The sequence below is a fragment of the Hydrogenophaga luteola genome (assembly GCF_042648585.1).
GTDB classification, from domain to species: Bacteria; Pseudomonadota; Gammaproteobacteria; order Burkholderiales; family Burkholderiaceae_C; genus Hydrogenophaga; species Hydrogenophaga luteola.
Map to the genome: position 1 here is coordinate 760,805 of NZ_JBHRXX010000002.1, position 25,104 is coordinate 785,908.

At 68.4% G+C, this 25,104-nt stretch carries 19 protein-coding genes and 1 pseudogene; 7 read left to right on the forward strand and 13 right to left on the reverse strand.

Going from position 1 to position 25,104, the window contains the following annotated elements; genetic code table 11:
• Positions 1–171: 171 nt before the first annotated feature.
• Positions 172–2,379 (reverse strand): xanthine dehydrogenase family protein molybdopterin-binding subunit, encoded by a 2,208-nt coding sequence (locus tag ACFOPI_RS07450; RefSeq protein WP_382172563.1) that lies wholly within the window; start codon positions 2,377–2,379, stop codon positions 172–174.
• Positions 2,376–2,858, reverse strand: a complete 483-nt coding sequence (locus tag ACFOPI_RS07455; RefSeq protein ID WP_382172565.1) for a (2Fe-2S)-binding protein — start codon at positions 2,856–2,858, stop codon at positions 2,376–2,378. Before ACFOPI_RS07455 ends, ACFOPI_RS07450 begins: the two co-directional genes overlap by 4 nt.
• Positions 2,859–2,943: 85 nt before the next feature.
• Between ACFOPI_RS07455 and ACFOPI_RS07460 the strand changes: the two genes are divergently transcribed.
• Together ACFOPI_RS07460 and ACFOPI_RS07465 are read left to right on the forward strand one after the other, a co-directional pair.
• Positions 2,944–3,567: a Crp/Fnr family transcriptional regulator gene (locus ACFOPI_RS07460; RefSeq protein WP_382172567.1), complete on the forward strand. Its 624-nt coding sequence runs from the start codon at positions 2,944–2,946 to the stop codon at positions 3,565–3,567.
• Entirely contained in the window at positions 3,567–6,011 is a 2,445-nt protein-coding gene (locus ACFOPI_RS07465; protein ID WP_382172569.1) for a UvrD-helicase domain-containing protein, read from the forward strand. Before ACFOPI_RS07460 ends, ACFOPI_RS07465 begins: the two co-directional genes overlap by 1 nt.
• A gap of 103 nt (positions 6,012–6,114) precedes the next feature.
• Here the strand turns inward: ACFOPI_RS07465 and ACFOPI_RS07470 are convergent, their stop codons facing one another.
• The 6 genes from ACFOPI_RS07470 to asd all read right to left on the reverse strand — a co-directional run bounded on the left by ACFOPI_RS07470 (position 6,115) and on the right by asd (position 12,926).
• Complete coding sequence (locus ACFOPI_RS07470) at positions 6,115–7,095, reverse strand: porin (RefSeq protein WP_382172571.1); 981 nt, start codon at positions 7,093–7,095, stop codon at positions 6,115–6,117.
• 160 nt (positions 7,096–7,255) lie between these two features.
• Positions 7,256–9,532: an esterase-like activity of phytase family protein gene (locus ACFOPI_RS07475; protein WP_382172573.1), complete on the reverse strand. Its 2,277-nt coding sequence runs from the start codon at positions 9,530–9,532 to the stop codon at positions 7,256–7,258.
• A gap of 20 nt (positions 9,533–9,552) precedes the next feature.
• Positions 9,553–10,314: an alpha/beta fold hydrolase gene (locus ACFOPI_RS07480; RefSeq protein WP_382172575.1), complete on the reverse strand. Its 762-nt coding sequence runs from the start codon at positions 10,312–10,314 to the stop codon at positions 9,553–9,555.
• A gap of 13 nt (positions 10,315–10,327) precedes the next feature.
• Complete coding sequence (locus ACFOPI_RS07485; RefSeq protein WP_382172577.1) at positions 10,328–11,344, reverse strand: M14 family zinc carboxypeptidase; 1,017 nt, start codon at positions 11,342–11,344, stop codon at positions 10,328–10,330.
• 260 nt (positions 11,345–11,604) lie between these two features.
• A complete protein-coding gene (locus ACFOPI_RS07490; protein ID WP_382172579.1) occupies positions 11,605–11,901 on the reverse strand; it encodes a hypothetical protein in 297 nt (98 codons plus the stop codon).
• Between the two features lie 119 nt (positions 11,902–12,020).
• Positions 12,021–12,926, reverse strand: coding sequence for an archaetidylserine decarboxylase (gene asd / locus ACFOPI_RS07495; protein ID WP_382172581.1), 906 nt, complete (start codon positions 12,924–12,926; stop codon positions 12,021–12,023).
• Positions 12,927–12,985: 59 nt separating this feature from the next.
• On the opposite strand from asd, the gene ACFOPI_RS07500 reads away from it, so the two are divergent.
• Positions 12,986–14,647: an aminotransferase class III-fold pyridoxal phosphate-dependent enzyme gene (locus ACFOPI_RS07500; protein ID WP_382172583.1), complete on the forward strand. Its 1,662-nt coding sequence runs from the start codon at positions 12,986–12,988 to the stop codon at positions 14,645–14,647.
• A gap of 29 nt (positions 14,648–14,676) precedes the next feature.
• Here ACFOPI_RS07500 and ACFOPI_RS07505 read toward each other — a convergent pair whose 3' ends face one another.
• Positions 14,677–15,279 carry a hypothetical protein gene (locus tag ACFOPI_RS07505; RefSeq protein WP_382172585.1) on the reverse strand — a complete coding sequence of 201 codons (603 nt, stop codon included), beginning with the start codon at positions 15,277–15,279 and terminating at the stop codon, positions 14,677–14,679.
• 153 nt (positions 15,280–15,432) lie between these two features.
• On the opposite strand from ACFOPI_RS07505, the pseudogene ACFOPI_RS07510 reads away from it, so the two are divergent.
• Positions 15,433–16,491 (forward strand): annotated as a pseudogene (locus ACFOPI_RS07510) (glycosyltransferase family 4 protein); the annotation flags it as partial.
• A 170-nt stretch (positions 16,492–16,661) separates the two neighbouring features.
• Here the strand turns inward: ACFOPI_RS07510 and ACFOPI_RS07515 are convergent.
• Genes ACFOPI_RS07515 through ACFOPI_RS07525 form a run of 3 tightly spaced genes read right to left on the reverse strand, consistent with a single transcriptional unit; the run spans position 16,662 to position 18,825 of the window.
• Complete coding sequence (locus ACFOPI_RS07515) at positions 16,662–17,456, reverse strand: BPSS1780 family membrane protein (RefSeq protein WP_382172587.1); 795 nt, start codon at positions 17,454–17,456, stop codon at positions 16,662–16,664.
• 10 nt (positions 17,457–17,466) lie between these two features.
• Positions 17,467–18,477 carry a homoserine kinase gene (locus tag ACFOPI_RS07520; protein WP_382172589.1) on the reverse strand — a complete coding sequence of 337 codons (1,011 nt, stop codon included), beginning with the start codon at positions 18,475–18,477 and terminating at the stop codon, positions 17,467–17,469.
• Positions 18,478–18,492: 15 nt separating this feature from the next.
• Complete coding sequence (locus ACFOPI_RS07525; RefSeq protein WP_382172591.1) at positions 18,493–18,825, reverse strand: hypothetical protein; 333 nt, start codon at positions 18,823–18,825, stop codon at positions 18,493–18,495.
• Positions 18,826–18,883: 58 nt separating this feature from the next.
• Between ACFOPI_RS07525 and polA the strand changes: the two genes are divergently transcribed.
• On the forward strand, positions 18,884–21,661 hold the full coding sequence (gene polA / locus ACFOPI_RS07530; RefSeq protein ID WP_382172593.1) for a DNA polymerase I: 2,778 nt from the start codon (positions 18,884–18,886) through the stop codon (positions 21,659–21,661).
• 12 nt (positions 21,662–21,673) lie between these two features.
• On the opposite strand, the gene ACFOPI_RS07535 is transcribed toward polA, so the two are convergent.
• On the reverse strand, positions 21,674–23,233 hold the full coding sequence (locus ACFOPI_RS07535; protein WP_382172595.1) for an alkaline phosphatase D family protein: 1,560 nt from the start codon (positions 23,231–23,233) through the stop codon (positions 21,674–21,676).
• 83 nt (positions 23,234–23,316) lie between these two features.
• On the opposite strand from ACFOPI_RS07535, the gene ACFOPI_RS07540 reads away from it, so the two are divergent.
• Both ACFOPI_RS07540 and ACFOPI_RS07545 read left to right on the forward strand, forming a co-directional pair.
• Positions 23,317–24,216 carry a dienelactone hydrolase family protein gene (locus ACFOPI_RS07540; RefSeq protein WP_382172597.1) on the forward strand — a complete coding sequence of 300 codons (900 nt, stop codon included), beginning with the start codon at positions 23,317–23,319 and terminating at the stop codon, positions 24,214–24,216.
• A gap of 66 nt (positions 24,217–24,282) precedes the next feature.
• Entirely contained in the window at positions 24,283–25,098 is an 816-nt protein-coding gene (locus tag ACFOPI_RS07545) for a ZIP family metal transporter (protein ID WP_382172599.1), read from the forward strand.
• Positions 25,099–25,104: the final 6 nt, after the last annotated feature.

Here is a 25,104-nt window from a genome sequence, read left to right on the forward strand (position 1 = left end):
GTGGGTTGGTGAAAAGGCGCTTGGAACTGGCCGGCCCTTGATTCCGGGGGGCGGAAACAAAAAACCGGGCGCAATTGCTTGGGCCCGGTGCTTGATTCTAGGCGTACATGCGCAGGCCTGGATAGCCGCCCATACGGGTATGGGGTTCATATGATTGCCCGTATGGGCCGCTTATCCGGCGGGCAGGTCACCCGGCCTCACGGGCAGGCGCTGCGGGCGGTGCCCACTGGCATCGACCAGGGCGTTGAAGACGGCGCCCGCGCCCGCGACCAGCGCGGGTTCCCCCGCGCCGCCAGGGCTGTCGCTGCTGTCGACCAACTGGATGTCGAGGATCGGCATGTCCGGCATGCGGGGCAGGGCGTAACCGGCCAGGCCGGTGATGGCTGCGCGGCCTTCGGGCGCTGGCAAGGCCTCGTGCAGCACCATCGACAGGCTCCAGACCAGGCAGCCTTCGATTTGGGCGCGCACCCCCTGCGCGTCGACCACGGTGCCACAGTCGTGGTCGCACCACAGGCGGGTGACGCGAATCCGGTCGTGGCTGACCCGCACTTCGGCCACCGCCGCCACGTACGACAGTCCCTTGTACACGCCGCAGGCCACAGCGCGGCCGATGCGCTCGCCCGGGGCCGGCGTCGGTCGCGGGTGCGCCGCGGCCCGTGCACTGACTGAGCGAAGCACCCGGGCCAGGCGGTCGGGGTCGGGCAGGTGGGGGCCGGCCGCCTGTGCGTCCAGGTGCCGGAGGCGAAAGGCCACCGGGTCCTGGCCGGCGGCACGGGCCAGGGCGTCCATGGCCGACTCGATGGCCAGTGCATTCGGCCCGGCACCCAGCCCGCGCCAGGGTCCGGTGGCCAGGCTCAGACGGGTGAGCTGCAGGGATTCCCTGCGCCGGTCGATGGCATAGGGCGGCACGAGCCCACGCGAGGTGCCAGGGTCTCCGACAAAGTCGGTCAGCGCCTGCAGCCACCTCGGCAGTCCGGCCGAGGTGAAGATGACGTGCGAGCTGGAGAGTGCATGCCACCAGTCGCTGATGCGGCCCTGGCTGTCCAGCCGTGCGCGCACCTGGTGCGAGGAGGGCGGTCGGTGGAACCCTGCGACGAACTCGTCCTCGCGTGTCCACTGGAGCTTGACCGGTTGGCCGGCGGCGCGCGCGATGAAGGCCGCCTCGCGCTCGATCAGGGCCACGGTGCGGCTGCCGAAGGCGCCGCCCATGCGCTGCGCGTGGACCCGGACCTTGTCGGCGGCCAGCCCATGGTCGCGTGCCAGGACGTCGCGCATGTAGAACGGGTCCTGGCTGCCACACCACAGTTCCAGCGTGCCGTCGGTGTTGAAGCGAGCGATGGCGCACCGCGGCTCCAGCGCCGCGTGTGCGGCCATGGAAATGTCCAGCCGCAGGTCCACCGTCCAGGCTCCCTCCGCGACACGGCCGCTGTCCTGGGTGAATCGGTCGCGCGACAGGGCGCGGTCGATGTCGACCACTTCATGCGGGTCGGTGGCGCCGCCGGGCAGTTCCCATTGCGGCCGGGCGGCCTGGCGCAGTCCGGGCAGGGCGCCGGGGTGGTCGGCCAGCAGCACCGGTCCGTCGACTTCGGGAATGTGCAGCACGGCCACGAAGCCGGGGACGCGCGCGAGGGCTGTCTCGTCGAGGCTGACCAGCCGTGGGTCGAGTTCGCGCCGCCACGGCGGATGCAGCACCGTGGCGTGGCGCAGGCCCGGCAGCCGTATGTCGGCGGTGTAGCTGGGTTGGCCGGTGACAAGTGCGATGTCGTCGGCACGCCCCACCAACGGGGCCGCTGCATCCCGGCTGCGTCTGGCCAGTGCCAAAGGTGCTCGCAAGGCGTCGGCCGGAACACCGGGAGCCGACAGCGTCAGGCCCGGCTCCGCGAGATCGCCCAGCGCCAACGACCGGCCATGGGCCTGGACACGCCCGTCGTCGGTGACCTGCAGTTGGGTCGGCGCCTGACCCAGTCGCTGCCCGGCGCGTCCGAACAGCGCTGTGCGCAGGGTGGCGCAGGCGCTGGCCAGCGGCAGCAGCAGTTCGCGCACCGAGTCGCTGCCGACGGTGGCCTTGAACGGGGGCACATCGGTGGTGGCCGGCAGGCGGGTGTCGATCAGGCCCGGGGGCACGCCCAGTTCGAGCGCTGCCACTTCCCGCAGGGCGGCGGTGATGTGCTGACCCATCTCCATGCGCACGCACCAGATTTCGAAGCGGCCGCCCGGTGTGAGGCGGACCCAGCCGGCCGCGTCCGCCTCGGTGGGCATGGGTCGCCGGGGAATCGGTGGAATGAGCGCGCAGCCGGGCAGCGCCCATGTGACGGTCAGTCCCGCGGCGCTGGTCAGTACGGTGCGGCGGCGGATGCCGGGCAGTGCTGCGCCCTTCATGACTGCGCTCCCCGGCCAGCCCGCATGAGGTGGGCCGCACGGTGGATGGCCTGCCTGATCCGCTGGTAGGTGCCGCAGCGACACAGGTGGCCGGCCATGGCCGCGTCGATCTGTTCGTCGCTCGGGTCGGCCACCCGCTGCAGCAGGGCGGCCGCGGCCATGATTTGTCCGCTCTGACAGTAACCACACTGCGGCACCTGCAGTTCGATCCAGGCCTGCTGCACGGGGTGCAGGCGTCCGCCCTCCGCCAGGCCCTCGATGGTGGTGATGTGACGCCCCGCGGCGGCGCTGCACGGGGTCACGCAGGTGCGCACCGGTTGTCCGTCCAGCCAGGCGGTGCAGGCGCCGCAGGCTCCTTCGCCGCAGCCGTGGCGGGTGCCGTGCAGGCCCATGTCTTCGCGCAGCCACCACAGCAGGGGGCGGGCGGGCACGGTGTGGTCGGGCAGTGCCGCTGGGTGTCGGTTGAGCAGGGTGTTCATGGGCGCGTACGGTAGGCCGCTTCGCCCGGCCTGTCGTTATCCCTTGTTAAGCCGCACCCCGGTCGGCTGGTTCTAAGATCGACGCATGACCCAAGACGCCGTCGGTGCCGCGCACGCACTGCTCGAAAGCCTGGCCCAGGCCGCCCTGCCCGAATGGGAGCAGCTGGCTGACCGCGTCAGCGTCCGTCAGATGGCGCCGGGCGAGACGCTGTTTCGGGAGGGCGCAGCCTGGCCCCAGGTGGCCGTGGTGTTCCGGGGTCTGGTCAAGCTGGTGTACCTGCGCGACGACGGCACGGAGCGCATCAAATCCTTCATCGATGCCGGCGGGTTCTTTGCCAGCCTGTCGGCGTTGGCTCCCGGAGGCGTGAGCAGCTTTTCGGTCGTGGCCGTGGAGCCCAGCGTGATCGCGTGCCTTCCCTATCCCGTCATTCTGGAGCTGGCCGACCGGCACCTGCCCTGGCAGAAGGCGCTGCGCCGGGCGCTGGAGTTTTATGGGCAGCGCAAGGAACAGCGCGAGCGAGAACTGCTGACGCTGGGCCCGCCGGACCGCTACAGGCTGCTGCTGCAACAGTCACCAGATCTCTTGCGGCGGGTGCCTCAGAAGGAACTGGCGCTGTACCTCGGCATCACACCCGTGAGCTTGTCCCGCATCCGTGCCCGCCTCGGTCGGGAAGGCGCCGGCGGACGGACGCTGCCTACAATCCTGTGATGAGTCTTTTCAACCATGGCGCCCTGCCCGACGGCATGGCGCAGGTCTCCGCTTCGCTGGTCGCGGGCCTGAACCCCGAGCAGGCCGCGGCCGTCACCCTGCCGCCCGAACACGCGCTGATCCTGGCCGGTGCCGGATCGGGCAAGACCCGGGTGCTCACCACCCGCATTGCCTGGCTGCTGCAGAGCTCTCAGGCGGGGCCGGGCGGCATCATGGCCGTGACCTTCACCAACAAGGCGGCCAAGGAAATGATGACCCGCCTGACCGCCATGCTGCCGGTGAACGTGCGCGGCATGTGGATCGGCACCTTCCACGGCCTGTGCAACCGCTTCCTGCGTGCGCACCACCAGGCGGCCGGCCTGCCGCAGACTTTCCAGATCCTGGACACGCAGGACCAGCTCTCCGCGATCAAGCGCCTGTGCAAGCAGCACAACGTGGACGACGAACGTTTTCCGCCGAAACAGCTGCAGTGGTTCATCAGCGGCTGCAAGGAAGACGGCATGCGCCCGCGCGACGTGGTGGTGCGCGACGACGAGACGCGGCGCAAGGTCGAGATCTACCAGCTCTACGAAGAGCAGTGCCAGCGCGAGGGCGTGGTCGACTTCGGCGAGCTGATGCTGCGCAGCTACGAGGTGCTGCGCGACAACGACCCGATCCGCGTGCACTACCAGCGGCGTTTCAAGCACATCCTGATCGACGAGTTCCAGGATACCAACCGCCTGCAGTACGCCTGGATCAAGATGTTCTCCTCACCCCCGCTCGAAGGCCTGCCGCCCTCGGGCAATGCGGTGTTTGCCGTGGGCGACGACGACCAGAGCATCTACGCCTTCCGCGGTGCGCGCGTGGGCAACATGGCCGACTTCGTGCGCGAGTTCCAGGTGCAGCACCAGATCAAGCTGGAGCAGAACTACCGCAGCGCCAGCAACATCCTCAACACCGCCAACGAGCTGATCAGCCACAACAGCCGCCGCCTGGGCAAGAACCTGCGCACCGATGCGGGCGCGGGCGAGCCGGTGCGCGTCTACGAATCGACCAGCGACTTCGCCGAAGCGCAGTGGATGGTGGACGAGATGAAGCAGCTCGAACGCGAGGGCACAACACGCAGCGAGATGGCCGTGCTCTACCGCAGCAACGCGCAGAGCCGTGTGGTCGAGACCGCGCTGTTCAACGCCGCCATCCCCTACCGCGTCTACGGCGGCCTGCGCTTCTTCGAGCGCGCCGAGATCAAGCACGCGCTGGCCTATCTGCGCCTGCTGGAGAACCCGCACGACGACACCAGCTTCCTGCGGGTGGTGAATTTTCCGCCGCGTGGCATTGGCGCACGCAGTGTGGAGCAACTGCAGGACGTGGCGCGCAGCAGCGGCTGCTCGCTGCACGACGCGGTCAGCGGCGTGACCGGGCGCGCCGGTGCGGCCATTGCCAACTTCGTCGCCCTGCTGGACGTGATGCGCGAGAAGACCGAAGCGATGACCTTGAAAGAGATCATCGAGCTGGTGCTCGACAAGAGCGGCCTGATCGAACACTTCCGCAACGAGCGCGAAGGCGAGGACCGGGTGGAGAACCTGGAGGAACTGGTCAACGCGGCCGAGAGCTTTGTGATGCAGGAGGGCTTTGGCCGCGATGCGGTGGCGCTGCCGGTGGACGAACACGGCACGCCGCTGACGCAGAGTCCCGTGAGCCAGGGCCTGGACCCGGACGCGCCGGTGTTGAACGAATCGCTGGCCCCGGACGCCGAAACCGGCGAGACGCTGAGCCCGCTGGCCGCATTTCTGACGCACGCTGCGCTGGAGTCCGGTGACAACCAGGCGCAGGCCGGTCAGGACGCCGTGCAGCTCATGACGGTGCACGCCGCCAAGGGTCTGGAATTCGACTGCGTGTTCATCACCGGTCTGGAGGAGGGTCTGTTTCCGCACGAGAACTCGATGAGCGACCGCGACGGGCTGGAGGAAGAGCGGCGCCTGATGTACGTGGCCATCACGCGGGCGCGTAAGCGCCTCTACCTGAGCCATTCGCAGACGCGCATGCTGCACGGCCAGACGCGCTACAACATGAAAAGCCGCTTCTTTGACGAGTTGCCTGAGGCCTGCCTGAAGTGGCTCACGCCACCGCAGCCGGCCTGGGCCGCCGCCGCGCCCTCGGTGGGGGGCTGGCAGGGTGGTCGCCGCGGGTCGTACGGCACCGGCGGATCACCGGCCGCGAACCCGGCCTGGTCGCCGGGCTTCCTGTCCACCGGCAGCGGCAACCCGCCGCCCAAGGCCAGCGAGCCCGACCGCGGCGTCGACATCCGCACCGGGCAGAAGGTGTTCCACAACAAGTTCGGCGAGGGCAAGGTGCTGGCGCTCGAAGGCGCCGGCGCCGATGCCCGTGCGCAAGTGAGCTTCAGCCGCCACGGCGTCAAGTGGCTGGCACTGTCGGTGGCCAAGCTCACGCCGGTCGACGAATGAAAAAAGCCACTGGCGTGTGAACGCCAGTGGCATCAAATCGTTGCGCAGACTCTGATTGCGGTAACGGAAGTTCCCCCTGCGCAACTTCCCCGGAAGCGGGTGCTCAGAAGTCGTGGCGCAGGCCGATGGCGAACAGACGGGTGTCGGCGGTCTTGGTGCCCGCGCCGTCCTTCACGTTGTGCGAGCGGAAACCGGCATAGGCCTTGGTGCGCTTGGACATGGCGTAGGTGGCGCCGATGCCGAAGCCCGAGGACTTGGCGGAGGTGGAGCCACCGATTTCGGTCTTGCTGGTGGCGTAGCCGAACGACAGGTTGACATTGCCCATCGGCACGTTCAGACCCACGGTCAGTTCGTTGTCGTCGCCCTTGGCGTCGTCGCCGCGGCGGGTGTTGTAGCCACCCGAGAGGCTCACGGCGCCCAGGTCGTAGGCGGCGGCGATCAGCATGTAGTCGTTGTCCTTGCCCTTTTCCTGCTGCAGGCCCAGGGCCACGTCCAGCGGGCCGGCCTTGTAGCCGATCTTGGCGCCCAGCATGTTGGCGTCCACCGTGGCGTCTTCGTCCAGCGCGTACTCGATGCCGCCGTACACGCCACCCAGCTTGGGCAGGTTGTAGGTGATCTTGTTGTTGAAGCGGCTGCTGTAGTCGCCACCCGAGCCCCAGACGCCGTTGGAGGCGGGGGTGAAGGCCGAGTCGAACACGTTGGAGCTCATCGCCACACCACGCACTTCGTCGTAGATGGTGGAGCTGCGGCCCAGCTTGACTTCACCGAAGCCACCGGCCAGGCCCACGGTCGACTCGCCCTTCCAGAAAGGCTCTTGCGACGTGCCTTCATCGGCGTTGAAGCGGTGCTCGATCTTGAAGTTGGCCTTGAGGCCGCCACCCAGGTCTTCGGACCCGCGGAAGCCCAGACGCGAAGTCGTCAGACCGCCGTCGCCGCCGTTGAACAGCTTGGTCTGGCTGCCCTTGTCGAGTTCCTTGAGGCTGCCGACCGACAGGTCGACACGGCCGTACACGGTGACGGAGGATTGGGCCATGGCGGCGCCGGAAGCGGCCAGCACGGCCAGAGCGATCAGGCTCTTTTTCATGATATTTCCTTGATGGATTCGTTGGAACGTGTGGGGCGGATGCCCACCTGATGCAGAGAACATTCAGGTGGCGCTATTTCACAGGGCGAATGTGAAAATCAGAAGACGGTGTATCGCTGTTGCCACGAAACGCTGCGTTTCAGTTTTTGACGGTAATCCTTCAAGGCTTGCCAGCGTTGAGCAGGCGGGTCCAGCCGGCGCCGTCGTTGTCGTTCACGACCCAGAGATCGCCCTTGAAGAGCACCATGCCTTCGGCCTTCTCGTGCAGCCAGTTGTGGTCCTTGCGCAGGTCCTTCACCAGGGTCTTCTTCAGCACCGCACCCTCCACCACATCGGCGGCGTTGACGCTGTACACGCGCTTGACTTCAGCGTTGATGGCCCTGCCTTCGCCACCGCCCTTGTCGCGTTCGAGCAGCAGCAGACGGCCATCGTCGGTGAGCTGGATTTCCGACAAGCCCATCCAGTAGGTTTTGGCGTCCTTGCTGTGCCGCTCCAGCGGGTAGAGCGCGCTGGTCCAGGTCATGGTCGGCAGGTGCAGCTTGAGGATGGCGGCCTGCGGTTTGCCCAGGTCGTAGCCGCGCTGGACGGCCATGTAGAGCGTCTGCCCGTCGGCGCTGGCGGTTACGCCCTCGTAGCCGGTGCTGGTCTTGGCGCTGGCGAACTTCGCCTGCACGCTGGCGGGCAGCTTTACACGCTGCTGCACCGCGCCCGCAGCGTTCACCTTGATCAGCTCGTTGCCGTCCACCGTGGCGCCTTCGGATGCGATCCAGAAGCCATCGGCCACGCGTGCGATGCCTTCGGGGTCCACTTTCAGCGGCTGGTCGTTGTCGGTGAGCGGGATCACCTGGTCGATCACCACGCGGCCTTGCGTGGTCTCGGCCATGTTCAGGCGCCAGATGCGCGACTGTCCAAAGGCGTTGTCGGGCACGGCATAGAGGTGGCTGCCGTCGGTGGTCAGGCCCGAGAGCGCGCCCCAGGGCATGTCCGCATCGCGCGCGGCGATCTGTGGCTCGGCCACCGGTGCGCCCTGGGCGTGGAAGCGGTAGAGGTTGATCGAACCGTCGCCTTCGTTGGCGGTCACCGCTAGTTGCTGGCCGTCGGCGCGGCGCGTGATGGTGGTGATGCCCTCTGGCGACATACCGGTGGGCAGCAACTGCACGAAGCGCGGCTGCTTCGGGTCACTCACCTCGTAGACGGCCAGGAAGGCGCCGCGCTCTGAACCCACCAGCAGATGAGGCAGGCCACCGAAGCGGGCGCTGGCGACGCCTTCGATCTCCACGCCCTTGGCGGCTGAGCGGCTGTCTGGGTAGTGGCCGAATTGCACCGCGTGCTGCTCGGTGCGCTCGCCGGTTTCGTACACCACCTCGCCGCGTGTGTTCATGAGGGTGAAGCCGCGGCCGCCGGGCAGGCTGCCGTCCTGGCCCTTCTTGCCGTCGCCCTCGTTGGCGAGGGCGAACACCTCGTTGGACACCCACGTGACCGCGTCGGGTTCGCGCCGGCCGCTGAAGCTGTCCTTGAAGGTGATCTCCTTGTCGCGCTGCAGGTCGGCGTTGCCCTTGCGCTCCACCGTGCCGGCAGAGAGCATGCGCAGCAGACGGGCCTGGCGCGGGTGGCGCAGGTCGACCAGCGCCACGGCATTGTTCTCCTGCAGGGTCACGGCGGCGGTGCGGCCGTCCGGCGAAATCGACACGAATTCCGCTTGCGGGTCCTGCGGGTAGATCGCACCGGGCAGGGCCTTGAGCGCCTCCACCAGATCGATGCTCTGCAGGCCGCTGGAGGTGGCGCCGTACAGGTCCTGCAGACCGACCACGTCGATGCGGCCGGGGCGCTTCCCGTCCAGCGTGGCGTCGCCCTTGGCGTCGGTCTCTTCGTCCTCGATGGCGACGATGGCGCGCAGGGTCTTGCCGCTGCCGGCCAGCGCCAGCGAGTCGGGGCCAACGCCCACGGTGATGTCCTTCACATGCGTGACCTCCTTCGGGTTGCGCACGTCGTAGATGCGCAGGAAGCCGCGGCGGGCGTTCGCCACATCGTCGTCCATGCGCATGGCCACCACGGCGTAGCGACCATCGGGGCTGATGGCCACCGAGGTGGGCTCACCGACGCCGCCCAGGCGCACGTCCACGCGCGGCAGGTGGGCCGGGCGGGCCGGGTCGCTGATGTCCACCAAGCCCAGGGCGCCGGCGTCGGCGCTGGTGTAGACCAAGGTCCGGCCGTCGGGTGTGGCAGCGATGATTTCGGCCACACCGTCTACCGGCAGGTGGTGGACCATGGCGAAGCGTCCTGCGGACGGGGCGGCGAGGGCAGGGGCGGCGGCGGTGAATGCGGTGGCCAGGGTGAGTGCGGATGCGAGGGCCGAGGCGGTCAGACGGAACAGGGGCATGGTGGCGGGAGAAGGGATGGACACAAAGCGCCGCAGCCTAGGCACCTTCTGTGTCATGGCCGTGACGGGGCCACCGATCATCCGGGCTGGAGGCGCTCCACCCATGGCCGCACCTGGGCGATGACCCAGTCCGGGTCGTCCAGCGGCAGGTCGTGCCCCGCGTCCGGGTGCAGCGCCAGCGCACAACCCCAGGCCTGCGCCAGCGCCTCCGAACAACGGTTGCTGACGAGCCGGTCCCCGCGGCTTGTCAGCAGCAACACCGGGCGTTGCGGAAGGCCGGCTGGCGCGCGGAATCGGGCCGCAGCCAGCAGCTGGCGCAGCGCGTTGACTGCCTGCACCGGGTGCTGAAGCCGCGCGGCGATCCACCGCGCCAGCACCGCTTCGTCGACGGTGGCCTGCCGGCTGGTCATGCGCCAGATCAGCCGCTCGGCCTCTTCCGACGAGGGACTGCCGAACACCAGTCTCAACAGGGTTGGCAGGTTGTGCATCCGCATCCGGTGGTGCAGCGGGCTGAAGGGTCGCATGCTGGTGTTGACCAGCACCGCGGACGCAATGTCTTGCGGCGCGCTGTGCAGCCACTGCGTGGCCACCATCGCGCCCAGCGAGAGGGCCAGCAGGTGCACCGGGGTCGTGATGCCCAGCCGCTGCAGTTGGGCCCGGGCATCCGCCACCATGTCCGCCACCGTGGCCGGGCTGCGCTCGGCGCAGCGCAGGCCGTTGCCCGGGAGGTCTATCAGGTGCACACGGGCGCCGGGCAGCGCCGACTCGAAGCGCGCCGGAAAGTCGCCCCAGTGCGCCGATTCGCGCGTCAGGCCGCGCAGGAACACCCAGTCACTCATCGTTCTTGGCCTTTCAGAACCAGTCGGCCAGCGCCTGCGCACGGGCGCTGTCGCGTTCGTACGGGCCCGGTGTCCATTGCGCATGGCTGCCCGCCGCGCGCGCCAGGAAGTCCAGCAGCGCCAGATGCCGCCGCAGCACGCGCTGCTGCCGGTGGCCGATGAGCGGGTTGAAGATGCCTTTGCGCGAAAACAGCTGTCGCGGGTTCTTCTTGACCCAGAGCCAGGACCCCATTTCCAGCGTCAGCGGCAGGAAGGTGCGCGTCGGGTCGGTGCAGGCCTGCAGGTAGAGGTGGTCCCAGAGGTCGCCGTGGGTCAGGTACTGGGCGCTCTGCGGTTCGATGATGTAGGGGTGGTGGTGGTGCGCCTGCTCGAAGATGGTCTTGAGCGCCCGCACCTCGGCCAGATGGGGGATGGGCTCGCGCGTGTGGGCGAAGGGGAACCACAGCCGGTCGCTGATACCGAAGCCCGAGTGGCAGTCCAGCGCCAGCGAAAACGGGCGTGCCAGCAGCTCCGCCCGCACCACCTCGCACAGTGCCTCGCTCTCGGTCTCCAGCGGGTCGCCCAGGCGGCCGCGGTACCAGGGCAGGCCGGCGCTCAGGCGCTGGCCGCCCATCAGCCAGGGCACCTTCTCGCGCGCCTCCACCGGGGCATTGCGCATCAGGTCGACGCCGCGCGGGTTGGCGCGCGTTGAGGCCCACATGCCGCCGGGGTTCACGATGGGCATGAACACCAGGCGCACATCCTCCAGCAGGCGGTGCAGCGAGCGGTCCCAGGACAACCGGGTGACGATGTTCTGCAGGAAGGCGATCACCACCTCGGCGCCGATGCGCTCCAGCCCGTGCACGCCACCGAAGTAGCCGACGCCGGGGCAGCGCGGATCGGGGTTGCCCAGCGTGATGGCCCAGACCGGAAAGCCGGGACCGCCGGGCAGGTTGACATGGCACGCGATCCGCGCCTGCATGTGCGGGCCGCCCCGCTCGATCAGCCGTTCGAGCGTCTGCAACTCGGGCAGCGGGTGGGCGGAGCTCATGGGAGGGTTGACACAGGGTTGTCACAGACCGGCCCTACCGTGGGGCTACGACCAGTGCAATCAAGAGAACATGACCGCCGGCTTCCACCATTCCTCCCGCCGTCCCGCGCGGCCGACCCTGTTGTGCCGGTGCGTGCAGGCGGGGGTGGTGGTGTGTGGTCTGGCGGGCGGGCTGGTGGAGTTCCTGGCCCTGCAGCGCTGGCGGGCCCAGGTTCGGCATCGTGGGTCGCCGCCGCCCTGGTGGCGCTAGCTCCAGGTGGTCAGCCTGCCTTGGCCGAGGACTCCGCGGCGACCGGAGCCGCTGCGGCTTTCTCCATGTCGCCGAGCTGCACCGACAGGTCCAGCAGGCGCACCTTGCTCATGTAGTAGCGGTCCAGGCGCCATTCCTTGAGCAGGTCCAGCGCGAGCTCGAAGTTGTCGAAGCTGAGCTTGTAGAGGTCGTTGACCGGGTAGGCCGCTTCTGACTCGAGGGCGACGACCAGGGCCGACAGGATGCGCGCTTCACTGGACTCGGGCGCGTTTTCAATCAGCTTGCGGGCTTTCTTCAGGGCTTTCACAGGAGGCCTTTCTTCCAACGTTGGTGGTTCGGTGCGGACGAGGTGTCAGTCCACCGTTCAACCGAGCTTACCGGCCGGGCAGCGGCTTTTGATGACGGTTTTGTGAAAGAAAGCTGACGTCAGCTTGAGGACCGGGCCTCGTTGCGCACCAGCAGCGGCTGCCCCATCCGGATGGTCTGGCCGGTGGCCAGTCCCGGTGCCAGCGCGTGCCCCGGCGGCGCGAACACCAGGATGGTCGAGCCGTGTTCGAACCAGCCCAGTTCCTGCCCCTTGCTGCAGTCCATGTCGCAGGGCAGTTCGTTGGGGCCGCGGTAGCGCAGGTTCAGCGGCACGTCCAGCGCATGCAGCCGCATGCTCGCTACCAGGATGGCCGCCACCGGCACCAGCAGCAGGCGCGCACCATCGGCCTGGCGCAGGTGCAGCACCGCGCGCTCGTTGCGGCAGAACAGGCGCTCCACGCGCTGCAGTGCGATCGGGTTGACGTTCCAGGTGTCGCCGCTGATGTAGGTGACGTGTTCGAGCCGCGCGTCGCATGGCGCGTGGAAGCGGTGGTACATGCTGGACGTGAGCCGCAGCGTCACATAGCTGCCGCCTTCCAACTCTTGGCACAGGGTACGTGTGTGCACCGACTCTCCCAGCAGCTCGGCCAGCCGGTACGGAAAGCCCTTGGCCTGGAACACCTGGGGCTCGCTGTTGACGGTCTCGATGCGGCCGCAGGCGCCTACGATGCCGTCGCTCGGACTGGTGATGACGTCGGGGCGCGCGTCCACGGGCCGCGCGCCGGGGCGCAGCTCGCGGATGAAACAGTCGTGCAGGCTGGCGAAGTGCTGCTCTTTGGCCTCGCTCAGGTCCAGGTCGCTGAAGGCCTTCCAGACCGCCAGCGACAGGTCGCGCACCCAGGGGTGGCGGATGCGGCTCCACCAGCCGATGGCGTGGGTGAGGGCAATGCGGGGCACGCGGTTGGTGAGCAGGAAGTTCAGGTCTTCGTGCTGCGCGATGCGGCGCAGGGTGGCAACGGGATTCATGGAGATGACACGCGGCTGAAATAGAAACAGGGCCGACGTCCCCACTGGAGCCCGAACCCATGTCCCTGTTGGAAATTGCGCTGCCTGCGGGTGCGCTCGCCCTCGCGGCGCCCCTGATCAAGCGCCGGATCGACCTCTCGCGCGCCAAGCACCGCTCCCTGGCCGGGCATTCGCGCATGGCCAAGCGGCTGGCGCGCTGGCTGCCCGGCTACGCCTACGACGAGACCGAGTTCTTCGCCTGCGATGGTGCTTCGCCGGAGGTGGTGGCGCGGCGCCGCGTTGCGTTCGCAGCGCTCGCCAAGGGCCTGGCCAGCCGCCACCCGAAGACCCTGGCGATGACGGCGCAGGCCCGCGAAGGCCTGGCCGACCTGCAATTCACCGGGCGCTACCGCGTGCCCTTCCAGTTCAGCCCCATCGTGAGCGGGCGGCTGAAAGTCGGCGCTTTTGTGCAGTCCGCCGATGGCGTGACGCTGACCGACCTCGACGGATACCGCTTCCACGACCTCACCGGTTCCTACGGCGTCAATGTGTTCGGCGTCGACTTCTACAAGGCCTGCATGGCCGAAGGCGCGGCGCGCGTGCAGGACCTGGGACTGGTGCTCGGTGCTTACCACCCCTGCGTTGCCGGCAACGTGCAGCGCCTGCGCGAGATCTCGGGCCTGGACGAGGTGTCGTTCCACATGTCCGGCACCGAGGCTGTGATGCAGGCGGTGCGGCTGGCGCGCTTTCACACCCACAAACGCCACCTGGTGCGCTTCCCGGGCGCCTACCACGGCTGGTGGGAGGACGTGCAGCCCGGCCCCGGCAATCCGCTGCCGCCGCGCGAGACCTACACGCTGGCCGACATGAGCGAACGCAGCCTGCAGGTGCTGCGCACGCGCCGCGACATTGCCTGCGTACTGGTCAACCCGCTGCAGGCGTTGCACCCCAACCGCGTGCCGCCGGCCGACTCGGGTCTGGTGGACAGCGGCCGGCAGGCGCACTTCGACCGCGCCGCCTACACCGCCTGGCTGCAGCGCCTGCGCGAGGTCTGCACCGAGCGCGGCATCGTGCTGATCTTCGACGAGGTGTTTCTCGGCTTCCGGCTCGCGCCCGGCGGGGCGCAGGAATATTTCGGTGTGAAGGCCGACATGGTTACCTACGGCAAGACGCTCGCGGGTGGCTACCCGGTGGGCGTGGTCTGCGGGCGCCACGCGCTGATGCAGCGCTTCCGCGCCGACCGCCCGGCCGACCTTTGCCTGGCGCGTGGAACGTTCAATGCACACCCCCACGTGATGGGCGGCATGTCGGTGTTCCTGGAGCGGCTGCAGACGCCTGAGGTGCAGGCGGTGTACGAAGGGCAGGACGAGCGCTGGAATGCGCGCGCCCGGCGCTTCAACGAGACCATGGAACGCGAAGACCTGCCGATGCGCGCGGCCAACCTGCACAGCATCTGGACCATCAACTACACCGAGCCCTCTCGCTACAACTGGATGCTGCAGTACCTGCTGCGCTGGCACGGCGTGGCGCTGAGCTGGGTGGGCACGGGCCGGCTGATCTTCAGCCTGAGCTTCAGCGACGCGGACTTCGACGCCGTGCTGGAGAAGTTCGTGCGCGCGGGCCACGACATGCGCGAACAGGGCTGGTGGGCGCCAGTGGCGGGGCAGAGCAACCGCACGATCCGCCGCAGCATCCTGCGCGAGGTGATCGCCACTGCCTTGGGGCGCCGCCAGAGTGCCTGAGGAGGAGAGTCGCACGCCCTTGAACGGGGTCAGGCGCGGCCGTGCGCGGGGTCGTACAGCTCGCCGCGCAGCAGCTGCAGCGGGGCCCGGTGGTAGAGCTTGATGTCGTGGAACGGGTCGGTCAGGATCTTGGTCATCCACACCAGGCCGGTCTGCACGTCCCGGATGAAGAACAGATGCACCGTGCGGAACAGCAGCCCGGCCACACCGAGCGCCAGCCAGGCGGCGCCGACGTCGCGCACAAAGCCCGTCCAGTCGGCGTGCGGCTCGATCAGGCCCTTCAGGTCGGGGCTGACCAGCAGCGCCAGCGGCACCGCGGCCCAGATGGCGATCAGCACCACCTTGCGGCGCAGGTTGTAGCCCACCTTGATCTCTTCCTTGTATTCGTTGGTGACCTGGTTCACATGGTCGTAGCCCAGGGGCTCGAAGAAGAAGTGACCGGACTGCCGGGTCGTCATCGACACCAGCCAGCCAATCAGCGCAGAGACCACCGGGTCGATGAACAGCCACCCGTAGGCCACCACGAAGCTGACGGCGCTGATGAAGTGCAGCGTCTGGTTGATGCGGTTGTGGTGGTAGTAGCGGTGGTCGTCCCAGCGCTGGGTCTTCAGGGCGTCGAAAAACGCGGTCATGCGGGCTCCTGCAGGTTTTGGGGTGCGCGCATCGTGTCTCGCTTGCGTGAAAACGCGGTGACAACATGTGCGCTTCACGCTTCGGTCTTGCAGCGGTCACATCGGCGGGTGCGCTGTCACAAATCTGTTGCGCCCCGGGCCGACCATCGGTGCATGAAGACACCCGACACCCTGGACATCCTGCTGCAGGACTTTCCCGCGGCGCAGCCCTCGCTGCGCCTGGCCGTGGTCACGGAAACCTGGCCGCCCGAAGTCAACGGCGTGGCCCTGACGCTGTCGCGGCTGGTGCAGGGCCTGTGCGAGCGCAACCACCAGGTGCAGCTGGTGCGGCCCCGGCAGGCCAGCACCGACCGCGGCTCGCGGGACATCGGCTTCGAAGAAAAGCTGATGCGCGGCATGCCGATCCCGCGCTATCCCCAGCTCAAGCTCGGGCTGCCGGGCCGCAAGGCACTGATGGCCTCGTGGTCGCTGCAGCGCCCCGACCTGGTCCACATCGCCACCGAGGGTCCTCTGGGTTGGTCTGCGTTGAAGGCGGCGCGGCAGCTGCGCATTCCGGTCACCTCCGACTTCCGCACCAACTTCCACAGCTACAGCCAGCACTACGGCCTGGGCTGGCTGCGACGGCCAATCGCGGCCTATCTGCGCAAGTTCCACAACCAGACCCTGTGCACCATGGTGCCCACGCGCGCGCTGTGTGCCGAGCTGCTGTCACAAGGTTTCGAGCGGCTGCAGGTAGTGGCGCGCGGCGTCGACACCAGGCTCTTCGACCCCAGCCTGCACGACAACACGCTGCGGGCGCACTGGGGCGCCGGCCCCGGCGACCTGGTGCTGCTGGTGGTCGGGCGGCTGGCGCCCGAGAAGAACCTCGACCTGGTGCTGGAGACTTTCGAGGCCATGCAGGCGGTCCACGCCGGCGTGCGCCTGGTGTTTGTGGGCGACGGGCCGATGCGCGATGCGCTGGAGCGGCGCTGCCCCCAGGCGCGGTTCATGGGCTCACAGACCCAGGCCGAACTGGCACGCAGCTACGCCTCGGCCGACCTGCTGCTGTTTCCCAGCCTCACCGAGACCTTTGGCAACGTGACCCTGGAGGCCCTCGCCAGCGGGCTGCCGGTGCTGGCCTACGCCTGCGCTGCCGCAGCCGAGTGGGTGCAGTCCGACCACAACGGCTGGACAGTGCCGGCCGGTGACGAGCGGGCCTTTGTGCAGACGGCGGTGGCGCTGGCGCGGGAGCCGGGACGGGTGGCCCGGGCGGCCGGGCATACCCGCACCTCGGTGGAGCCGCTGGCCTGGCAGCAGATTGCGTTGCAGGTGGAGGCACTGTTCCTGCGGGCGATCGAACTGCACCGCAGCGGGCAGAGTGGCCAGAGAGCCCCGGGGGGCGCTCAGTGGGGCGGGGTGTCGTCCGCCACCGCCACTTCGGGAGCCGTGCTGTCGTCGAAGCTGTCGCGGAACGTGAACCAGATCGATGTGAAGAACATCGAGGCCATGAAGAGCACCGCGGGGTAGACGATGAGGCCCGCGGCCTCTGCGCCGCCGAGCAGGGCACTGAGCAGGCTGAGGGACACGCTGAAAGCCACGAACAGGCCGGTCCAGCCCAGCAGGAACACCAGCAGCGCGCCCTTGTTGGCCCAACAGGCCATCAGGCTGAAGAACAGGCTCTTGACCGGTGGCACGCCGTGCCAGAAGAGCAGGGCGGGCGCGTGCCAGAACAGCATCTGCAGCGGCATCATCGCGACCAGCCCGAACCACAGGGCCGGGCTGGTGACCATGCTGCGCATGGCCTCTTCGGCGCTCATGGTCGCGGCGCCCTCGGGATTGCCTTCGATCAGGCCCACCACCAACAGGATCACCAGCAGCCCCAAGCCGTACAGAGCGCCCAGGGTGAGCATGCCCCGGGTCTTGGCGGGGCCACCACGGAAGGCGGTGATCAGCTGCTTGGGCATCGGGAACCGGCCGGCCTCGGCCTCGCGCGAGGCGGACATCAGGCCCAGGTTGATCGCAGGGGTCAGCAGGGTGGCCAGCGCCGTGCCGAGAAACGGCACCAGGGCCAGCACCGACACCACCGCCATGAACATGAAAAACAGGCCCGACATGGCCAGCGGTTGCCGCAGAAAGGTCTTCACGCCCAGCCGGACCCACTGCAGGCCGGTGGACGCGGGCACGGTGCGCAGCTTCATGACGCGGCCCTCAGGCGGGCACGCCGCTGGCGCCGCGCAGCGACTCCGCCAGTGCGCGGGCCTGGTGCACGCGCTCGTGCAGCACACGTTCGAAGTGGCCCGGGTCGTGGGGCTTGAGCATGGCCGCCTCGCGCGGCAGGTGCCAGTCCCACAGCCGCGAGAGCCAGAAGCGCAGGGCGCCAGCGCGCAGCATGGCGGGCAGCAGCTGGCGTTCGGCGGCCGTCAGCGGGCGCACCGACTGGTAGGCCGCCAGCATGGCGTGCGCGCGGCGCTCGTCGTGCAGGCCATCGGCCGCCTCGTCGCCGTGGAAGATGCACCAGTCGTTCAGCGTCACCGCCAGATCGAACAGCCAGCTGTCGTTGCCGGCGAAGTAGAAGTCGAAGAAGCCGCAGAGGCGGTCGCCGTCGAACATCACGTTGTCGCGGAACAGGTCGGCATGCACCGGGCCCTGCGGCAGCGCCTTGAAGGCGGGCTGAGCGGCCACGTGGTTCTGGTAGGCGAGTTCGCTGCGGATCAGCGCGGCCTGCTCCTCGTTCAGGTACGGCAGCACCACCGGCACCGTCTCGTTCCACCAGGGCAGGCCGCGCAGGTTGGGTTGCTGCATGGCGAAGTCCTGGCCCGCCAGGTGCATGCGCGCGAGCATGGCGCCCACCGCCTCGCAGTGCACCACGGAGGGCCTGAGTTCGCTGTGTCCGGCCAGCTTGTTGACCACGGCCGCGGGCTTGCCCTGCAGCCGGTGGAGGATCTCACCCTTGGCGTTGGCGGCGGGTTCGGGCACGGGGATGCCCTTGAGCGCCAGGTGCTTCATCAGCCGCAGGTAGTACGGCAGCTGCTCGAAGCCCAGGCGCTCGAACACCGTGAGCACGTGTTCGGTCTCGATTCCGTCCAGTACCGTGGTGGCGAAATAGTTGGTGTTCTCAATGCCCCCGTGGATGCCGCGCAAGGCGGTGAGCTCACCCAGTTGGAGTTCGCGCAGCAGCGCAGCGGCTTCGTCCTGCGGGACTTCGGTGTAAACGGCCATGGAAACGGGAAAAGATCAGAAGCTCAGCAGGCGCCAGCGGCTGCGGCCGCTGCTGCCCTGGCCTTCGGTGGGCAGGTCCGCACCGCTCTGGGGGGCAATTTCGTAGGCCGGTGCGCCGTTCTTGGGCTGCACGTCGATGCTGCGGGTCTGGCCTCCGATGCGCACCTCGTCGATGCGGGAGCCGGCGTCTTCGTGCGTGATGCGTTCGATCACCTTGGCTTCGCCCGCCGGCAGCCGGGGCTGTTCGGCCGGTGTGGGCGCCGGGCTGCCGGTCTGTGCCTGCAGGGGCAGGGACGCGGCAAGGGCAAGGGCCAGCGGGAGGGATCGGAGCAGGGTTGGGGCGCGCATGCCGCATTGTAGGCACGGACCGGCGCCCCCGCCCCGGCCATCCCCGACAATCGCCCCCATGTCCGAACAAACCACCCCGCGCCTGCTGCTGGTCGACGGCTCCAGCTACCTCTACCGCGCCTTCTTCGCCGGCGGCGATGCCATGAGCACCACCTTGCCCGACGGCACGGTGCAGAAGACCGGCGCCATCCGCATCATCATCAACATGATGCAGAAGCTGCTGAACGACTACCCGTCGACCTATGCGGCCTGCGTGTTCGATGCCAAGGGCCCGACGTTCCGGGATGCCCTCTACCCCGAGTACAAGGCCCAGCGCAGCCCCATGCCCGATGACCTGCGCAGCCAGATCGCGCCGATTCACGAGGTGGTGCGCCTCAGCGGCTGGCCGGTGCTGGACGTGCCCGGCGTCGAAGCCGACGACGTGATCGGCACGCTGGCCGTGGCCGCGGCCAGCCAGGGCATTGAGGTGCTGATCAGCAGCGGCGACAAGGACCTGGCCCAGCTGGTGAACGAGCACATCACCATCATCGACACCATGAGCGGCAAGGTGCGGGACCTGGCCGGGGTGGAGGCCGAGTTCGGCGTGCCCGCGCGCCTGATGCTGGACTACCAGATGCTGGTGGGCGACACCATCGACAACGTGCCTGGGGTGAACAAGGTCGGCCCCAAGACGGCCGTGAAGCTGCTGCAGGAGTACGGCTCCATCGACAACCTGATCGCGCAGGCGGACCAGGTCAAGGGCGCCGTGGGCGAGAACCTGCGCCAGGCGCTGGACTGGCTGCCCACCGGCCGCCAGCTGCTGACCATCAAGACCGACTGCGACCTCAACGGCTGGGTGCCCGGCCTGCCGGCGCTGGACGCGGTGCGCATGGGCGAGCCGCAGAAGGAGCCGTTGCGCGCGTTCTACGAAACCTATGGCTTCAAGGGTCTGGCCAAGGCGCTGGGCGGCGGTGAGGCGGCAACGCCTGCTGCGGCAACCGGGGACACCAACGACTTGTTCGCCGAACCGGCCACCGCCGCACCGCGCGCCAGCAGCCTGGCCTACGACACGATTCTCACCTGGGAGTCCTTCGACCGCTGGCTGGCGAAGCTCGAAGCCGCCGACCTGACCGCCATCGACACCGAAACCACCTCGCTGGACGAAATGGTGGCGCAGATCGTGGGCATCAGCTTCAGCGTGACGCCGGGCGAGGCTGCCTACATCCCGCTCAAGCACGAAGGCCCGGATGCGCCCGAACAGCTGCCGCTGGACGAGGTGCTGGCCAGGCTCAAACCCTGGCTGGAAAACCCGGCCAAGCACAAGCTCGGCCAGCACATCAAGTACGACCGCCACGTTTTCGCCAACCACGGCATCGAGGTGCAGGGCTACGCGCACGACACCATGCTGCAGAGCTACGTGCTCGAAGTGCACAAGCCGCACGGGCTGAGCAGTCTGGCCGAGCGCCACCTGGGCCGCAGCGGCATCAGCTACGAGGACCTGTGCGGCAAGGGCGCGCACCAGATTCCCTTTGCCCAGGTCGATGTGGCCAAAGCGGCGGAATACTCCTGCGAAGACAGCGACCAGACGCTGGACGTGCACCGCGTGCTCTGGCCGCAGATCGAAGCGGACGCCAAGCTGAAGTTCATCTACGACCTGGAGATCGCCAGCAGCGAGACGTTGTACCGAATCGAGCGCAACGGCGTGCTGATCGACGCGCCCACACTGGCCAAACAGAGCCACGAACTGGGTCAGCGCATCTTTGCGCTGGAGCAGGAGGCCTACGAGATCGCCGGTCAGCCCTTCAACCTGTCGTCTCCGAAGCAGCTGGGCGAGATCTTCTTCGACAAGCTGGGCCTGCCGGTCATCAAGAAAACCGCCACTGGCGCCCGCAGCACCGACGAGGAGGTGCTGGAAAAGCTCGCAGAGGACTACCCGCTGCCCGCCAAGATCCTGGAGCACCGCAGCCTCATCAAGCTCAAGGGCACCTACACCGACAAGCTGGCGCAACTGGCGTTGCCGCGCACCGGCCGCGTGCACACCCACTACGCGCAGGCCGTGGCGGTGACGGGGCGCCTGTCGAGCAACGACCCCAATCTGCAGAACATCCCCATCCGCACCGCCGAAGGCCGCAAGGTGCGCGAGGCCTTCGTGGCTGCGCCCGGCCACGTCATCGCCAGCGCCGACTACTCGCAGATCGAGCTGCGCATCATGGCCCACCTCAGCGACGATGCCGCCCTGCTGCGCGCCTTCCACGAAGGGCAGGACGTGCACCGAGCCACCGCGGCGGAGGTGTTCGGCATCACGCCGGCCGAGGTCAGCAGCGAACAGCGCCGCTACGCCAAGACCATCAACTTTGGCCTGATCTACGGCATGGGCACCTTCGGCCTGGCCAAGTCGCTGGGTATCGACAACACGGCCGCCAAGACCTACATCGACCGCTACTTCGCGCGCTTCGCGGGCGTGAAGCAGTACATGGACGACACGCGCGCACTCGCCAAAGAGCAGGGCTATGTGGAAACCGCGTTCGGTCGCAAGCTGGTGCTGCCGGACATCAAGAACGCCAAGGGCGCGAAGCTGGCCGCTCTGGAACGCCAGGCCATCAACGCACCCATGCAGGGCACGGCGGCCGACCTGATCAAGCTGGCCATGGTGGCGGTGCAGAAGACGCTGGACGACCAGGGCAAGGGCACGAAGATGATCATGCAGGTGCACGATGAACTGGTGTTCGAGGTGCCCGGGGCCGAGGTGGACTGGCTGCGCACCGAGATCCCGCGCCTGATGGCGGATGTGGCACAGCTCAAGGTGCCGCTGCTGGCCGAGGTGGGCGTGGGGCCGAACTGGGAACAGGCGCACTGAGCGCCTGCGGTTTCAGCCCACCGGCAACACCACCTTGGTGTAAGGGTGGTCGACGCCTTCCGCCCACCAGTTCACCCACAGGCGGTCCGCTCCGCCCGGCGCATCGGCCTGCAGGGTCATGAAGTTGCGGCAGCCGATCAGCCTGCGCCGGGCGGTCGGGAATTCCACCATCTGGCCGGTGAGCCCCGGCTCCAGCGTCTCGGTCTGCTTGCATGCCTCTTCGAGGAAGTAGCGCGCCACGCCGGCCGGTGGCGGGTGGGTCACACCGCTGCTGGTGAGCTGGGTCAGGCTGCGCGCCTCGGGTGATAGGTCGCTGCGGGCCGATTCGATCACGCCGATCGCGGCCACGTGCACGTCGCCCGACAGCACGGTCACCCGCAGGCCGCGCGCACTGGCCTCCAGAAGGCGGCGCACCAGCCGCAGCCGCTCGGCCTTGTGGGGCGGGCTGGTCCAGTGGTCGCGCAGGTCGTCTTCCAGTTCCTCGATGGCCGGCAGCGCACCGAGCATCTTCTCCAGCTGCTCGAAGCTGGGGTGCATCACCGGGATGCTGCTCATCACCAGCAGGTGCCTCAGGTCGGCGGCGGCCAGCTGCGCATCGAGCCACGCATAGACGGCGTTCCAGCTGGCTGGGCCCATCACTTGGTCGGCGAGCACGGTCTTGCGCCCGGCGGCGTCGGTGGTTTCGCTGCGCGGGCGGCGCTCGCTGCGCAGGTCGAGCACCAGGAGGCCGGTGCTGCCGAAGTGGTAGGCGCTGTTGTGCGCGCTCTGGGCGGGCAGAGTGGCGGGCGGCGGCGCGCCCAGCATCTGGCGCTGGAACAGTTCGAAAGCCGCCTTCGCCACCTGGAAGATGCCCTGGAGCACCGGGCTGCAATGCAGTTCGGCCGGGTGAGAGCCCCAGCCGTCGATGATGTCGTGGTCGTCCCACATCATCACGCTGGGCACCGAGGCCAGCAGCGCGGCGGTCTCAGGCTGGTTCCAGCGTTCGAGGTAGAACTCGGCGAAGCGGGTCTGCAGCGCTGCGCGCAGGCTGTCGCTCAAGGGCATGTGGGTGCGGGTGAACCACTCGACTTCGGTCCATTCCCGCAGATCGGGCACAGTGGCCCAGATGTCGTCGCTGTAGATCTGGTCGCCACCCATGAGCAGCAACTCCAGCGGTCCGGCCGGGATGCCGTCGACCCGCTCCTGCTGGTCGTGCAGGCGGCCCATGCGGGCCCAGAGGGCATTGGCGTCCTTCATGGTCTTGCGGGTGCGCGCATCGGAGAAGCCATTGCATGAGACGTAGGCCATGCTGGGCGTGGTGGCCAGCGCCGGCATCTGGAAGCTGTGACTGCGGCCTGCGAGCCGGTAGCCGATGCGCTGGGGCATCGCCGTCTGGCGAACCGCAATGTCGAAGCGCCAGGCCGTGGCGTCCAGGCCAGGCACCGGTCCGCTGGCGCCGTTGACCAGCTCGGCCGGCACATTCAGGCGCAGCGCCGGCTGCGGGTCGGTGGAACTGCAGACCATCATCAGGCTCAAACCCCAAACGCCATCCTGGCATCCGAGAAACTGCAGAATGGGTCCGGTCAGGTTCATGGCGCTGTCCTCCGATGCGCGCCATTGTGTGCCTGACCCGTGCGCGCCGCATCCCCTTTTCAACGACCCCCAAGGAGACACCGATGCTCAACACCGACCTGATCACCGACAGCCAGGCCCTGCTCGACGCGACGGCGTCGCAGGGCCATGCCACCCGCCGCACCGCACTCAAGGCCGCGCTGGGCGTGGGCTACGCCGCCTCGGTGCTGCCGGTGATGGCGCAGACGGCGATCAAGACGTCCACCGACGGGCTGACCGCGGGCGAGGTGATGATCGATGTCAATGGCTTCAAGATGCCCGCCTACCGCGCCGCGCCGGCCGGCAAGACCGGGCTGCCGGTGGTGCTGGTGCTGTCGGAGATCTTCGGCGTGCACGAGTACATCGCCGACACCGCGCGCCGCTTCGCCAAGGCGGGTTACCTGGCCATTGCGCCCGAGCTGTTCGTGCGCCAGGGCGACGCGCAGAGCTACGGCGAGATGGCCAAACTGATCGCCGAGGTGATCGCCAAGGTGCCGGATGCCCAGGTCATGGCCGATCTGGACGCCACGGTGAAGTGGGCCGCGGCCAATGGCGGTGACGCGAAAAAGCTGGGCGTGACGGGTTTCTGCTGGGGCGGGCGCCAGGTCTGGCTGTATGCAGCACACAACCCGGCGGTGAAGGTCGGTGTGGCCTGGTACGGCCGGCTGGTCGGCCAGACCAGCGATCTCAATCCGAAGCACCCGGTGGATGTGGCGGCCGGCCTGCACGGCCCGGTGCTGGGGCTCTACGGCGCGGCCGACACCGGCATTCCGCTTGACACGGTTGATAAGATGAAAGCCGCTTTGGCGGCCGGCAACGCGGCGGCCAAGGCGTCGAGCTTTGTGGTGTACCCGGACGCGCCGCACGCCTTCCACGCCGACTATCGGCCGAGCTTCCGCAAGGAGCCGGCCGAAGATGGCTGGAAGCGGGCGCTGGCCTGGTTCCAGCAGCACGGCGTCGCCTGACGCTGGCCTGCAGACCCCCACCCCCGGGCCGCCTGTGCGGCCCTTTCTTTTGGTTGAAGACATTTCATGACCCTGATTGCGATCCTGTTGGGCACCGTGGCGGCGGGTGTGGGCAGCGTGTGGCTGGCCGCGGCCCTGGGCATGGGGGTGCTGGCGCGGTTCACGCAGCACATGCTGAGCCTGGCCGCGGGTGCGCTGCTGGCCACCGCCTTCATGCACCTGCTGCCCGAGGCCTTCGAGAGCCAGGCGGGCGCGCACGAGCTGTTCTCCCTGCTGCTGGGCGGTCTGGTGTTCTTCTTCCTGCTGGACAAGGCCGAGTTGTGGCACCACGGTCATGAACACCACCACGGTGGAGAGCACCAGGGACATGATCACGCGCATGCCCATCACCTCGACCATGCACACGATCACGACCACGGGCACGGCGCCCGTTCCGGCGGCTGGACGGTGCTGGCCGGTGACAGCGTGCACGCCTTCGGTGACGGCATCCTGATCGCCTCTGCGTTTGTGGCCGACCTGCGGCTGGGCGTGGTGACCGCGCTGGCGGTGCTGGCGCACGAGGTGCCGCACCACATGGGCGACCTGGTCGTGCTGCAGCAGACCTCGGGCACGCGCCGCGCTGCGCTGGTCAAGGTGTCGCTGGCCGGCACGGTGACGGCCCTGGGCGGGCTGGTGGGCTACCTCCTGCTGGGCCAGCTCGAAGACTGGCTGCCGTATTTCCTGGTCGCGGCCTCCAGCAGCTTCGTCTATGTGGCACTGGCCGACCTGATTCCCCAGTTGCAGAAGCGGTTGGGTCTTCGTGCGACAGTGGCCCAGATTGCCTGGCTGCTGGCGGGCATCGCCCTGGTGACCCTGGTCAGCGGCATGGCGCACGGCCACTGAGCCGCG